We start from the raw sequence: 14,497 nt of genomic DNA on the forward strand, positions 1-14,497 counted from the left end.
CGACGGCCGGCCCGCCACCCGCGGCGGCACCACCAGCCCGATCCTCTCCAGCCGGAGAAGCCGTCCGCCCACCGACAGCGCCCCCGGCCCGATGATGTGCTCACCGCACACCGTCAGACCGGGGGCCGCCGAGGTCCGAGCACTCAGACCTTCACCAGTCCCTGCTCCTCACCCGGACCCGCACCCTTCGCGTCGCCCGAGCCGGGCGAGCCCGACGAGTGGGCCCGGTCATCCTGCATCCGCAGCCCCTCCCCCTCGACATCCACGTTCGGCAGCATCCGGTCCAGCCACTTCGGCAGCCACCACGCCTTCTTGCCGAGCAGAGCCAGGACGGCCGGGACGACCGCCATCCGCACGATGAACGCGTCGAAGAAGACCGCGATCGCGAGGCCGAAGCCGATCATCTTGACCATGGCCTCGCTGGAGCCGACGAATCCCGCGAACACCGCGATCATGATCACCGCCGCGGCCGTCACGACCCGTGCTCCGTGGTTGAAGCCGGTCACCACTGCCTGGCTCGGCTTCTCGCCGTGGATGTACGCCTCTCGCATCCGGGTCACGAGGAACACCTCGTAGTCCATCGCGAGGCCGAAGACCACACCGATCAGGAAGATCGGCATGATCGCCACGATCGGGCGAGTCTCGTCGACGCCCACGAGGTCGGCCATCCAGCCCCACTGGAAGACCGCGACCACGGCGCCGAGGGCTGCCATCACGCTCAGCAGGAATCCGAGGGCCGCCTTCAGCGGGACCAGGATCGAGCGGAACACCACGATCAGCAGCAGGAACGCCAGGCCCACGACCAGGGCCAGGTACGGCATCAGCGCGTCGTTCAGCTTCTGCGCGACGTCGATGTTCAAGGCTGTGGTACCGGTGACCAGCACGTCCGCGTCCGTGTCGGCCTCGATGTCCGCGCCCGCGTCCCGGATCGCGTGCACCAAGTCCTCGGTGGTCACCGACGACGGGTCGGCGTCCGGGATCACGGTGATCGTGGCCGTGTCGCCCGCCTCGCTGGGGGCGGCCGGCATCACGGTCGCGACGTTCTTGAGGCCCTTGATCTGGTCGGAGACCGCGGTGAATGCGGCATCCGGGTCGTCGCTCGCCTTCGCGTCGACGACGACCACCAGCGGGCCGTTGAAGCCGGGGCCGAAGCCCTCGGACAGCAGGTCGTACGCCCGGCGCTGCGTCGTCGAGGTCGGCAGCGAACTGTCGTCCCCGATGCCCAGATCCATGGAGGCGGCTGGGACGGCGGCGGCGCCGAGGCCGACGACGCCGAGGAGCAGTACGGCGATCGGACGGCGTACGACGAACCTCGCCCAGCGCGTGCCCATGTTGGGCTTGGGCTCGGCCTTGGACGAAGCGGCCTTCCGCGCGGCCCGGGCGCCGCCCAGGAACCTGCTCTTCTCGCCCGCCGGCTTGACCCTCCGACCCGCGTAACCGAGCAGCGCGGGGATCATCGTCAGTGCGATGAGGACGGCGATGGCGACCGTGCCCGCTGCCGCGACGCCCATCTTCGTCAGCATCGGCATGTTGACGACGGACAGGCCCACCAGCGCGATCACGACCGTGAGGCCGGCGAACACCACCGCCGACCCCGCGGTGCCGACGGCCCGGCCGGCCGCCTCCTCGCCCTCGCGGCCCTCGGCCAGTTCGGTCCGGTAGCGGGAGACGACGAACAGGGCGTAGTCGATGCCGACCGCCAAGCCGATCATCGAGGCCAGGGTCGACGTGGTCGAGCCCAGGTCGAGGGCGCTGGCGAGGGCGGTGATCGCCGAGACTCCGATGCCGACGCCGATGAGCGCCGTCAGCAGCGGCAGGCCGGCCGCGACCAACGAGCCGAAAGTGATGACCAGGACCACGGCGGCGACCGCGATACCGATGATCTCGCCGGCGCCGGTCTCGGGCTGCGCCTGGAGCGCGTCACCGCCGACCTCGACGGTCAGCCCGGCGTCCCGCGCGTCCTGCGCGGCATCCTCCAGGGCCTCCCGGGTGCCGTCCTCCAGTTCCATGCCGGGGACCTTGTACTTGACCGACGCGTAGGCGATCGTGCCGTCCTTGCTGACGGCGTCGGCCTTGTACGGGTCGGCGACGGAGGCGACCTCAGACCCTTCGCCCAGCTCGTCGACGGTCTTCTGCGCGGTGTTCCTGTGGGCGGCGTCCGTCATCTTCCCGCCGGCGGGTGCCTTGAAGACGACTCGGGCGGTGCCGCCGTCGGCGCTCATCCCGGGGAAGCGCTGTTCCAGCAGGTCGAAAGCCTTCTGGGCCTCGGTGCCGGGGACGGAGAAGGACGTATTGCCCGCCGTGGGGGCGCTGGCCGCGGCGAAGCCCGCGAGCGTCAGCAGTGCCACCCATATCAGGGCGACGAAATGCCGTCGCCTGAAGGCGAGTCGGCCGAGTCTGTAGAGAAACGTGGCCACGAGGGCGTACTCCCAGTCAGGTCGTGGGTCGTGGGTTCTTCGGGGCAGGGGTGACCGGCCCGGCGAGGAAGCAGGGCTGATCGGCCCTACGACGTGCGGGCACGTCAGGGCTGAGTGCGGGCCTTGTCGGGCGATGGTTGAGCCGGGGGCGGGGAGGACCACGGCGTCGATATGCACAGGGAGGACGTCCTGCGTCGGCTGCTGTTCGTCGATCAGCGTGCGGGCGACTCGACGGCAGCCCAGAAGACTCTGCCTGAGGTGGTCAGGCCGATCCGATCAGGCAGCCGGTCCGGTGGAGGCTCGCGTGAGACCTGCCCCCACGGTGTCGGTTAGGTCTGCCCCGGAACGGATTGGTGTCATGGAGGTTCTTCATCCCTGTTCGACGTTCACCGGCGCTTCGCGAGAGTCCTCCAGCTGGAGGCGGACCCGCCAGACAGCCCAGAGGACCACCCTCGAAGAAAGACCGGTCGTTCTACCGCTCGACAATAGCCTTGCTGAGATCCCTCGCGCCACACATCGACCCAATTGAGGTGTTCCTCACCCACCACCACTGACACGCAGAGGTAGCCTCACCGCATGCTCTACGGGCGGCAGAAGGAACTCCACTCACTGAGCCGGCTTGTCGCAGAGGCCCGCGCGGGCCGGGGCGGAGCGCTGATCGTGGAGGGGGATGCCGGGGTCGGCAAGACCGCGTTGCTACGGCGTGCTGTTGCCGCGGCCGGCAGCGGCACGCGCGTACTGACCTGCTCGGGCGTCCAGGCCGAAGTCGCCCTGGCCTTCGGCGGATTACAGCGGCTGCTGACACCGCTGCTCGACCGGCTGCCGGAGCTGCCGGACGATCAAGTCACCGCACTGCGCAGCGCGTTGGGCCTGTCCACCGCGCCCGCCACGGATCTGATGGTCCGTACGGCCGTGCTGTCCCTGTTGGACCGGGCCGCGGTCCGCACCCCCCTGCTGCTCGTCGCGGACGATCTGCACTGGCTCGACCCGGCCACCGCCGGTGTGCTGCTCTACGCCGCCCGCCGCCTCGAAGGCCGCCCCATCGCCTTCCTCGCCGCCGTCCGCGAAGCCGGAGAGACCACTCGGGACCTGCCGCGGCTCACGCTCCGCGGGCTCGCCCAGGACGCCGCGTCCGCCCTCCTCGACGAGCACGGCTGGGGGACTCCGGGTCCGGCCAGGCGCGCCGTCGCCGACGCCGTGGGAGGCAACCCGCTGGCGCTGCAGGAACTGGTACGGCTGGGAAGTCCGGCGGAGGTCGCGGAGAAGGTCGTCCTCACCGGAACCGCCCCGCTCAGCCTGCGCCTTCGCGAGGTCTTCGCCGAACGCACCCGGGAACTGCCCGAATCGGCCCGCACCCTGCTGCTGGTGGCGGCAGCGGAGGACAGCGGCCACACCGGCACCGTGCTCGCGGCAGCCCGGCGGCTGGCGGTCGACGAGCAAGCATTGGACGTCGTGGAGGCCGCCGGGTACCTGGAGGAGGTGTCGGGTGCCCGGTTGCGCTTCCGGCATCCGCTGGTACGGGCCGCGGTGTATGCCGACGCCTCCGCTCGCCGGCGTGCGCTCGCGCATCGCGCGCTCGCCGACGAGTTGGCGGCGCGCCCCCCGGAGGGCGGGCAGCGCGAACGGGCCGTGTGGCAGCGCGCGCTCGCGGCCACCGGCCCCGACGAGCAACTGGCCGAAGCACTGGAAGCCGGCGCTGCCACCGTGCGCCGCAGGGGCGGACTCGCCGTGGCCGCGGCCGTACTGCACCGGGCCGCGCTGCTGAGCCCCACGGAGCGGCAGCGCACCAGGCGGCTCGCCGCCGCGGCCGAGGCCGCCTGGAAGTCGGGCAGCCCTCAGCTGGCCCAGCCGCTGCTGAGGGAGGCGCTGTCCCATCCCGCGGACGGCGGGACTCAGCTGGAACTGGACCGGCTGCGCGGCATGATGGAGCTCTGGGGCGGCGATCAGCAGGCGGCGACGGCCCGGCTGCTGGACAGTGCGGCCGCGCTCATCAACCACTCCCCCGGGCAGGCGGTGACCCTGGCTTTCATGGCGGTGGACGGGGCGCTGCGCTCCGACCGGACGGACGAGGCCCTGCGGGCCGCGCGCCTCATCGAAGCCGCCGGCGGCGAGGATCCCGGGTATGCGCGGTACGGGAGCTGGCTGGCGGACGCGGTCGCCGGCCGTCCCCGGGACGGGCTGACTCCCTGGCAGATCCTCCAGGCCGCGCCGGAGGACCTCAGCCGCAACGACGCCCACCGCCACGTATGGCCTGCGGCGCTGAGCAATCTCGGGCCCTCCCCTCGGACGGCCCGGTCCTTCATCCTGGAAGCCTGCGACCGTTTCGCGACGTCCGGCATGCTCGCCGTCCGTGGACTGCTCCTGTCGTGGCTCGCGGATATGGAGTACCGGATCGGGCTGTGGCCCGAGTGCGAGGCGCACGCGCAGGAGGGGTTGCGGATGGCCCGGGACGTCGGGCAGCCCGTCCTGGAGGCGGATCTGCTCGCGGTGCTGGCCCTGCTGTCCGCAGGGCGCGGCGAGGCGGCGGAATGCCGCGCGTACGCCGAACGCGCCCAGGCTCTGGCGGTGCCGCAGGGCAACAGGTCGGCGGCGGGCACCGCGCAGTGGGCGCTGGGGCGGCTGTCCCTGGCCGCCGGAGAGTACGCGGAGGCCTGTGAACGGCTGGCGGCGCTCGGCGAGCCGGGCTCACCGTTCGCCCACCGCCAGGTGGCCCGGCAGGCCGTCCTCGACGTGGTGGAGGCGCAGGTGCGCGTGGACCGCAGGGAAGCCGCCGAGCACTCGGCGTGGGCGTTCGAGGAGTGGTCAGAGCGGACCACTCTGGCCTGGCCCGAGCTGTCCCGGCACGGCATCCGCGCCCTGCTCGCGGAGGGCGACACGGCCGACAAGCACTTCCAGGCGGCTCTTTCGGCTCCGGGCGCGGCGGACGCTCCGCTCGCCCGGGGGCATACGGCGCTGCTGTACGGGGAGTGGCTGCGCAGGAACCGGCGCGAGGGCGAGGCCAGAACACAGCTGCGCTCGGCACTGGAGACGCTGGCGGGCCTCGGGGCGCGGGACGAGGCGGAGCGCGCCCGCGCCCAGCTGCGCGCTGCGGGGGGTGCGCCACGGCAGCGCGGCGGCGATCCCTCGGCTCGGCTGACGGTCCAGGAGCTGCAAGTGGCCCAACTGGCGGCGGAGGGGCTGAGCAACCGGGAGATCGGCGCGCGGCTCTCCCTGAGCCCGCGGACCGTCGGCTACCACCTGTACAAGGTGTTCCCGAAGCTGGGCATCAGCAGCCGCTCCCAACTGCGCGACGCGGACCTGGATGCCGTGGGCTGACGCGTACGGCGACGAGTTGGGCCGCGATCGCCGTGGCGACCTCGGCCGGGGCACGGCCGCCGAGGGGGAGGCCGATCGGCGAGTGGATCGCCGAGAGCCCCGCCTCGTCGAGTCCGGCGTCGCGCAGCCGTCCGCTCCGGTCCCGGACCGTCGCCGCCGAACCGATCGCGCCCAGGTAACCGACGCCCGCCTCGGCGGCTTCCAGCAGCGCCGGTACGTCGACCCGCGCGTCATGCGTGAGCACCACGACGGCGGAGCGGCGGTCGAGCGTGCCTTCGCCGCGCAGGGTGCGCAGCCCCGTCTGCGGCAGCCCGGGGAGCACCTCCACACCGGCGTCCCGTGCCTGCGCCGCGAAGACCGGGCGGTGCTCCAGAACGATCGGCCGGTAGCCGAGTTCGCCGCCGATCCGGGCCAGGGGCCCGGCCACCGGCGTCCAGGTGACGATCGCCAGCTGCGGCGGGGAGGCGTGTGCGGCGACGAAGACGTCCGGTTGCGGACCGGAGCCGAGAACCGCGGTGCCGCCCTCCGGCAGCAGGCTCCGCACCGCCGCCTCGGCATCGCGGTCCACCTCGCCCGCGCCGAGGCTGCCCTCCCGGCCGCCGTCGGGCAGCACGACCAGGTGCCGGGAGCCGGCGTCGCGCAGCCGTATGGCGTGCGCGGCGGGGCGCCCGGCCTCGACCGCCATGGCCAGGACGGGCAGCCACCAAGCGCTGTCCGGCGGCACCGGCTCGATCCAAACCGTGACCGTGCCTCCGCAGGTCAGACCGACGTCGAACGGTCCACTGGCGGGTCCGGCGGAGCCGTAGCGGCGCAGCACGGGGCGGCCGTCGCGCAGCACCTCCTGCGCCGTCGCGGCGACGTCGGCGTCGACGCAGCCGCCGCTGATCGCGCCGAGCGCCGCGCCCGCGCCGTCGACGGCCATCGCTGTGCCCACGGGGAAGGGTGTGCTGCCGGCTGCGTCGACGAGGGTGGCCAGGGCGAACGGCCGGGACTCGGCCCACCACCCCGCCAGCTGCGGAAGAATGTCGCGCATTGCGTCAACCCACCAGCTTGTCGGGGGTGATGGGCAGTTCGGTGATCCGCCTGCCGGTGGCGTGGTGAACGGCGTTGGCGATGGCCGCGGCGACGCCGACCGAGACGACCTCGCCCATGCCCTTGCTGCCGTGCGGGTGTGCGATGGTGTCGGGCTCGTCGATGAACAGCACCTCGATGTCGGGGACATCGGCGTTGACCGGGATGTGGTAGTCGGTGAGCGCGGGGTCGATGTAACGGCCGGAGACCGGATCGGGCGTCAGCTTCTCCATCAGCGCCCAGCCCATGCCGAACACGATGCCGCCCTGGGCCTGGTTCCTGGCCGCCTTGTGGTTGGTGATCCGGCCGACGTCGAAGACCGCCACGTGCCGGGTGACACGGACCCTCGGCAGGTCCGGGTCGATCCGCACCTCGGTGAAGTGCGCGCCGAAGGTGGCCACGGAGTGGGAGGTCCGGGGGGTGTAGCTGGCCTCGGCCAGCACCGGCTTGCCGTCGTTGCGGGCCAGCAGGGCACGGTACGTCTCCCCGCGCTTGGTGTCGTCCCGGTGGAACAGCCTCCCGTCGGCCGCTTCGACCTCGCCGTCCGCCAGGCCGTACAGGGGCGAGTCCGGGTCGGTGACGGCCGTCCGCACCGCGGCCTTGCGGGCCTTCTCCGCGGCGAGGTGGACGGCGGAGCCGGTGTAGCCCGTGGTGCGCGAGCCGGCGTTGCCCGCGGTCCTGGGCAGGTTGGTGTCGCCCGCGCGGACGGACACCCTGCCCAGGGGCACGCCGGTGCCCGCCGCCGTGATCTGGGCGACGAGGGTGAGGGCCCCGGTGCCGATCTCCTGCGTGGCCGTGCGTACTTGGGCCGTCCCGTCGGCGCGGATCTCCACCTCGGCCCGTGCCTGGTCGGGGATTTCGCCGCGTACGGCGGTGGCCATGCCGTAGCCGACCAGTTCGCCGCCGTCACGCATCGAGCGGGGCTCGGCCGTGCGCCGGGACCATCCGAAGCGCTCGGCTCCCATCTCGTAGGCCTGGAGGAGGTGTTTGGCGCTCCACGGCTTGCCGGTCAGCGGATCCGTGGTCAGGTGGTTGCGGCGGCGCAGCTCCAGTGGATCCATGCCGAGGCGGTAGGACAGCTCGTCCATGGCGCTCTCCAGGGCGAAGGAGCCGGGGGCGTCGCCCGGGGAGCGCAGGCTGATGGACGGGCCGATGTTCACCTTGGTGATCTTCGCGTCCATGGCCAGGACCGGTGCGGCGTAGGAGGCCGCGGTGGAGACGATGGCGGGCTCGGGCCGGTCGCCGCGCACCTCGGTCGCGTTCACCGTGTCGTGGAGGATCACGGCGAGCCTGCCCTCGCCGCCGGCGCCGAGCCGGATGCGCTGGACGATCGGCGGCTGGTGGCCCGTCGAGGTGAACACCTGCTTGCGGCTGAGCACGAGTTTGACGGGGCGTCGGACCACCCTGGCCGCGTGCGCCGCGAGCAGGGAGTGCCCCCACACGTCGGTCTTGTTGCCGAACGCCCCGCCGACCAGCGGGGACAGTACCCGGACGCGTTCCGGCGGCAGCCCGAACACGGCGGCCACGACCTCCCGGTGGCCGTGCACGTCCTGGCTGCAGTCGTGCAGCGTGAGCGTGCCGCCCGACCACTCGGCGACCACCGCGCCCGGCTCCAGCGGCACGTGGCTGAAGTGCGGCACCCGATAGGTGGAGTCGGTACGCACGTCCGCACCGGCCAGTGCCGCCTGCGGGTCGGCACCCGGCGGGAGCACCACGTGCTGTGGCCACGGCGGGCGGATGAGGCGCCCGCTCGCGGTGTGGGCGTCGGGCAACGCCTCCTCCATGGTGGGCACGGGCTCGTGCACCTCGTAGTCGATGTCCAGGAGCGATGCCGCGTGCTGGGCCTGCTCCAGGCTCTTGGCGACGACGATCGCGAGGTGCTGCCCGGAGTAAGCGATCTTGTCGTCGGCGAGCGGGAAGCGATTCTCGAGGTAGCCGGTGTCGGCGGGGGTGCCCCGCCAGGGCATCCGGTCGCGGTGGGTGATGACGGTGAGCACGCCGGGTGCGCCCAGGGCGCGGGTGGTGTCGATACGGCGCACCCGGCCCGCGGAGATCGTGCTCGTGACGACGGTGGCGTGCGCCATACCCCGCAGACGCACGTCCGCTGTGTAGCGGGCCGAGCCGGTGACCTTGTCGCGCGCCTCGACGCGGTTGACCGGCGCGCCGATCCCGGATTCGGGAATTTCGGTACTGTCGGTCCTGAACGTCATCGCGCACCTCCGAGTTCGGTGAGGGCCCGCCGCACGACCGCTTGGGCCAGGCTCACCTTGTACGTGTTGTCGGGGCGCGGGGCCGCGCCACTGGTCGCCGCGCGGGCGGCCACGTCGATGGCGTCCTCGTCGAAGGGCCGGCCGAGCAGGGCGCGCTCTGCCGCCCTCGCGCGCCAGGGCTTGGGCGCAACGCCGCCCAGCGCGATCCGGGCCGAGCGGACCGTGCCGCCGCGCACCTCCACGGCGACGGCGGCGGACGCCAACGCGAAGGCGTACGAGGCGCGTTCGCGGAACTTGACGTAGTGGGAGTGCGCCGAGGAGGCCCGGCCCGGCAGCTCGACAGCGAGGATGATCTCGTCGTCGCGCAGCATGACTTCGCGCTCGGGCGTGCGGCCCGGCAGCCGGTGGAAGGCGTCGATCGGGATACGTCGCTCCCCACGGGCTCCCCGAACCACGACCTCGGCGTCCAGTGCCTGGAGCGCGACGGCGCAGTCGGACGGATGGACGGCGACGCAGGAGCCACTGGTGCCCAGGATGGCGTGCCGACTGCTGTCACCGTCCAGCGCCGCGCAGCCGGAGCCAGGATCGCGGCGGTTGCAGGCGAACTCGGGCTGCCGGTAGTAGGGGCAGCGCACCCGCTGCAGGAGATTGCCGCCGAAGGTGGCGCGGTTGCGGATCTGCTGGGACGCACCCGAGCGCAACGCCTCGGCAAGGACGGGGAAACGCCGCACGATCCGCTGGTCATCGGTGGTGTTGCGGCACAGCGCGCCGATGCGCAGCCCGCCGTCCGGCAGGGCGGAGATCTTGTCGAGGGCGAGCCCGTTGAGGTCGATGAGGTGGCTCGGCCGCCGGATACCGTCACGCATCAGCGTGGTCAGATCGGTGGCCCCGGCAACCACCTCGGCCTCCGGGTGACGGGCGAGAAGACCGACCGCCTCGCCGACGCTGCGTGCGCGAACGTACTGGAAAGGCTGCACGGCTACCGCCCCTTCGCCATCGTGGCCGAGGCCGACGTGATCGCGTCCCTGATGTTGCAGTAGGCCGCGCATCGGCACAGGTTGCCGCTCATGGCTTCGGGGATTCGGTCCTCGGTGATCCCGGGCTCTTCGCTCTCCAGCAGCGCGACTGCCGACATGATCTGCCCGGATGTGCAGAAGCCGCACTGGAACGCGTCGTGGTCCATGAAGGCCTGCTGCACGGGGTGCAGGCGGTCGCCGTCGCCGATGCCTTCGACGGTGGTGACCTCCTGCCCGTCGTGCAGGACCGCGAAGGTGAGGCACGACAGGACGCGCTGTCCGTCGAGCAGCACGGTGCACGCCCCGCACGCCCCCTGGTTGCAGCCCTTCTTGGGGCCGGTGACGCCGACTTCGTCGCGCAGGGTGTCGAGGAGGCTGGCGCGCGGGTCGACGGCGAGTTTCAGGCGTCCGCCGTTGACGGTGAGGGAGACCTGTCGCATCGCTTCGGCGGCGGGCGCGCCCTCCGCCGACGTCGCGGACAGATACGAACCGGCCGCTACGGCGGCTCCGACGGCCAGTCCGCCGCCGACCACGACGCGGCGACTGGGGTGAGGGGACACCTCGTCCGGCATGGAGTGCCCTGCCTTTCTGTTCGGGTCTTCAGCCTCCGTCCCGGTGGTTCCGGATACATCTGTCACTTCGACCGGTCTCGTGGACCGGCCGCTCACCTGAGGGTCCACTTCTGGTTGGCCTGGCCCTTGCACTGCCACCGGATCAGCTGGGTGCCGTTGGCGGTTGCCGAGCCAGATGCGTCCAGGCAATTGCCGTTGAGGTCGGTGATGGTGCCGTCCGAGTGGACGGTCCACTTCTGGTTGGCGCCGCCGTGGCAGTCCCAGATGGCCACTTTGTCGCCCTTGTCGTCATCTACGGCGTCGAGGCACTTGTCGCCGTAGACGACGAGTTCGCCGCGCGAGTTCTGCTGGAAGGTCTGGTTACGTCCGCCGGAGCAGTCCCACAACTGTGGCTTGGTGCCGTTGATGTGGGCGTTCTTGTCGATGTCCACACAGCGGTCGGAAGCGGCGCCGACGAGGGCCGCGCCGTCGGTGCCGGGGATGGCCTGGACGCGGAGGGCGTCGATGTCGGGGGTGGTGCTGCCGGAGACCGCCGCGAACCTGACTGTGTTCGCCCCCTTGGCCAGGTGCGCGAGCAGGGAGACGGTCCGATAGGTGGTGGCCGAGCCGGTGGGCGGGAATGCCACGACGTACTTGTACTGGCCATTGACCTGGATGGTGGCTTTACGGGCGGTGCTGCTGCCGTTGGCGTAGGTGATGTCGACGAGCTTGGTGCCCGCCGTGGAGGCGGTGATGTTGCTGAAGGTGGGGGTGGTGGCGGTGGTGGTGTCCTCGTAGGTGCTGCCGGAGGCCTCGGTGCCGGAGACGGTCAGCAGTACCGCGTCGTTCGCCGGCACGGAGGTGGTGTAACTGGTCTCGAACGACCCGGCATCGGTGCGGGTCCAGGCGTTGCGCACGGTGGCGGAGGCCGAGGTAAGGCCGAGGTCGGCCCAGCGGACGGTTATGTTCGCGGCGGAGCCGGTGCGGTTGAACAGCATCACCGCGCGCTTGCCGGTGCCGGAGAGCACCTTGCCGTAGACCTGCAGGCCCCGGGTGTCCTCGGCGACCTTGACGCCCTGCAGGCCGCGGGGGTCCTGGTTGACGGCGAGAACCTCGGGGTTGGTGAGGATGTCGCGGGTCTCCGCGCTCATCGTGGCGACGTTGTTCCCGGCCAGCAGGGGGGCGCCGGCGATCGACCACAGGCTCATGTGCAGCCGGTTGCGGGCGGCGGTCAGTCCGCTCACGCCGACCATCAGCATGTCGGGGTCGTTGTAGTAGCCGGTGTGCTGGGCGGCGGGGTGCAGAGCCTCGTCGAAGTTGTAGTACATCTTGGTCAGCTGCGGGGTCTCGTCCTTCTGCAGGATGTCGACGCTGGTGCGCCACAGGTCGCCGTATCCCGGCGCCCAGTTCCACGGCAGTCCGGAGCCCCACTCGCAGAACGACAGCACCAGCTTGCGACCGGTCACGGCCGAGGCGGCCTCGTTGGCGGTGCCGATCTGCTTGTACGTGGTCTCTTGGTCCAGGCGCTCCTCTCTGCCGCCGCAGAAGTCGATCTTCACGTAGTCGAAGCCCCAGCGCTGGAAGGTCTCCAGGTCCTGCTGGTAATGGCCCTCCATACCGGTGTTGGGCGCCTTGGGCCGGGTGGTGGGGTAGTAGTAGCCGCAGCCGTTCTGGCCCGCGTCGGTGTAGATGCCGACCTTGAGGCCCTTGCTGTGGATGTAGTCGGCGATCACCTTCATGCCGCCCGGCCACAGGTTCTCGTCGACGACGATGTCGCCGTTCGCGTCGCGCTGGCCCTGCCACCAGCCGTCGTCGAGGTTGACGTACTTGTAGCCGGCGGCGGCCATGCCGGAGGAGACCAGGGCGTCGGCCTGCTGCTTGATCACGTTGTGGTCGATGCTGCTGAAGAAGCTGTTCCACGACGCCCAGCCCATCGGCGGCGGCGTGACACCTGTCTGAGAGGTGCTCACGGCAGCCGGTTCGGCGGACAGGGGCGCCGAAGACTCCGGCCGGTCGAGCGTGGCCAGGCCGGCGACGGCGACTCCGGCGGCGAGGACCCGGACGGTGATGCGTCTGGTCCAACTTCGTGCGACGGTGCGGGACATGCGGCTCTCCAGGGCAGGAAGGGGGGAAGCAACGCTGACTTACGGCGTGAGCAGGGCGAGGTTCACGGCGTTGGCCATCGCCTGATAGCCGGCGTCGTTGGGGTGCAGTTTGTCGTTGCTGGCGTAGGCGGGATTGAGGGCCTGAGGGTTGCGGGGATCCTGCATGGCCTTGTCGAAGTCGATGACGCCGTCGAAGGCGCCACTGGTGCGGATCCATTGGTTGACGGCTTGGCGGACCTGCTCGCCCTCAGGCCTGTAGTACTGGGCCCCCGCGTAAGGCAGGATCGTGCCGCCGATGATCTTCACGCCGACGGCGTGGGCTTGGTCGATCACGGTCTTCATGCCGTTCTGGAGATCCGCGGCGGTCACAGGGCCGGATCCGTTCGGGCCGGTGTTGCTGCCGATGTCGTTGATGCCCTCCAGCAGGATCACGCTTTTGACGTTGGGCTGGCCGAGCACGTCCCGGCCGAATCGGCTCTTGAGGCTTGGGTTGGTCGACCAGGCGTCTGTCAGTATCCGGTTGGAGCCGATGCCGGCGTTCACGACGCCGAGGGTGGGGCCGCCGGAGGCGGAGTTCATGCGCCGGGCGAGGTAGTCGGGCCAGCGGCGGTTGGCGCCCCAGGTGGAACCGACGCCGTCGGTGATGGAGTCCCCGACGCACACAACGGTTCCGGTGGCGGCCGAGGAGATGACATCCAGGCCTTCGAGGAAGTACCAGGACGACTTGTCTGTCGGGTAGTTGTCGATGCCCTCGTCGGCGACGTGGTTGCCGGAGGCGACCCAGGCCCGCTGCTGTGCCTCATGGTGCCAAGTGGCGGCGGGGGACGTGCCCGACACGTAGAGGCTCACGAGTTGGTTCGTGTCCGCGGCCACGGCCATCGGGATCGGGTCGCTGGCGACGTCCTGCCCGGCGGGGATGGTGACGGAGGCCCTCTTGTTGAAGAGGACGGTGCGATGGGTGCCGGCGACGGCGGTGCCGGGGGTGCTGCCTTCCCTTGCGAGGCCGACGGCGTCGATGGTCAGCGGTCCGGTGCCATAGCGGTTACTGAGTCGGAGGCGGAGCTCGGACCCTGCGACGGTGGTGTGTGCGACCATCCGGATGCTCTTGTCGGTGAACGATTCACCGTTCTTCATCAGGCCGGCTGTGTAGGTGCCGACCCGTGTGAGCGGGGCGGAGACCGGGGTCAGGGTCCAGCGCTGGTTGTCGCCTCCATTGGGCGTCCACTGGATGATCTCGTTTTCGTCTTTGTCCGACGACTCCTTGTTGTCGACGACCAGGCCGTTGGCGGCGTTGACAAGGTGGTAGGCGTCGCCGGCGGGCTGGAGCTTCCATTGCTGGTCGCCGGCGCCGTCGCAGGTGTTCTGGACGAGCTGCGGAGTTTCGCTCTGCGGGGCAGGTGTGTCCAGACACAGGCCGCTGTTGGCGCTCCTGATGGTGTACGCACCGGAGCTGGTCCGAGTCAGCAACCATTGCTGGTTGGCCCCGGCGTTCGACGTGTACTGGATGACGGGTGCGCCGGGGGCGGTCGAAGCCAGTTTGACGTCCATCCGCTTTTCGCTCGCGACGTTCGTCAGGGTGTAGACGGTGCCGGAGACGGGGGCTGCCGAGGCCGCGTGGGCCGTAGCGCCGGTCCCGGTCAGGGCGCAGGCCGCGAGGCCCAGGCCGACCGGGACCGCGAGACGTCTTGTTATTCGCATGAGAACCTCTTTCTTGGGTCTTTGCGTGGTGAGGGGCGCGGCGCGGGGCATCCGAAGGTCCGGCAGTCCACCTCTTGCACCGGGACCATGGAGCTCGAAAGAGCGGGGTTCAGT

General features: G+C 71.1%; 8 protein-coding genes. 1 reads left to right on the plus strand and 7 read right to left on the minus strand.

The genetic code is table 11. The features are described 5' to 3' along the window. Window positions 1-143 precede the first annotated feature (143 nt). Window positions 144-2,417 (minus strand): MMPL family transporter, encoded by a 2,274-nt coding sequence (locus RFN52_RS06685; RefSeq protein WP_184843675.1) that lies wholly within the window; start codon window positions 2,415-2,417, stop codon window positions 144-146. A 576-nt stretch (window positions 2,418-2,993) separates the two neighbouring features. On the opposite strand from RFN52_RS06685, the gene RFN52_RS06690 reads away from it, so the two are divergent. Beyond that, window positions 2,994-5,732 (plus strand): helix-turn-helix transcriptional regulator, encoded by a 2,739-nt coding sequence (locus RFN52_RS06690; RefSeq protein WP_184843678.1) that lies wholly within the window; start codon window positions 2,994-2,996, stop codon window positions 5,730-5,732. Here RFN52_RS06690 and RFN52_RS06695 read toward each other — a convergent pair. The 6 genes from RFN52_RS06695 to RFN52_RS06720 form a co-directional block, all read right to left on the minus strand. Further along, window positions 5,683-6,765, minus strand: a complete 1,083-nt coding sequence (locus RFN52_RS06695; protein ID WP_184843681.1) for an XdhC family protein — start codon at window positions 6,763-6,765, stop codon at window positions 5,683-5,685. The two genes, RFN52_RS06690 and RFN52_RS06695, sit on opposite strands and share 50 nt — an antisense overlap. A gap of 4 nt (window positions 6,766-6,769) precedes the next feature. Further along, on the minus strand, window positions 6,770-9,013 hold the full coding sequence (locus RFN52_RS06700; RefSeq protein ID WP_184843684.1) for a xanthine dehydrogenase family protein molybdopterin-binding subunit: 2,244 nt from the start codon (window positions 9,011-9,013) through the stop codon (window positions 6,770-6,772). Continuing rightward, entirely contained in the window at window positions 9,010-9,990 is a 981-nt protein-coding gene (locus tag RFN52_RS06705; RefSeq protein WP_184843687.1) for an FAD binding domain-containing protein, read from the minus strand. The genes RFN52_RS06700 and RFN52_RS06705 overlap by 4 nt, the downstream gene beginning before the upstream one ends. Window positions 9,991-9,992: 2 nt before the next feature. Beyond that, window positions 9,993-10,601 (minus strand): (2Fe-2S)-binding protein, encoded by a 609-nt coding sequence (locus tag RFN52_RS06710; RefSeq protein ID WP_184843690.1) that lies wholly within the window; start codon window positions 10,599-10,601, stop codon window positions 9,993-9,995. A 92-nt stretch (window positions 10,602-10,693) separates the two neighbouring features. Continuing rightward, window positions 10,694-12,685: a ricin-type beta-trefoil lectin domain protein gene (locus tag RFN52_RS06715; protein ID WP_184843693.1), complete on the minus strand. Its 1,992-nt coding sequence runs from the start codon at window positions 12,683-12,685 to the stop codon at window positions 10,694-10,696. 39 nt (window positions 12,686-12,724) lie between these two features. Beyond that, window positions 12,725-14,434 carry an RICIN domain-containing protein gene (locus RFN52_RS06720; protein ID WP_184843696.1) on the minus strand — a complete coding sequence of 570 codons (1,710 nt, stop codon included), beginning with the start codon at window positions 14,432-14,434 and terminating at the stop codon, window positions 12,725-12,727. Window positions 14,435-14,497 lie beyond the last annotated feature (63 nt).

This window comes from Streptomyces collinus (assembly GCF_031348265.1).
GTDB classification, from domain to species: domain Bacteria; phylum Actinomycetota; class Actinomycetes; order Streptomycetales; family Streptomycetaceae; genus Streptomyces; species Streptomyces collinus.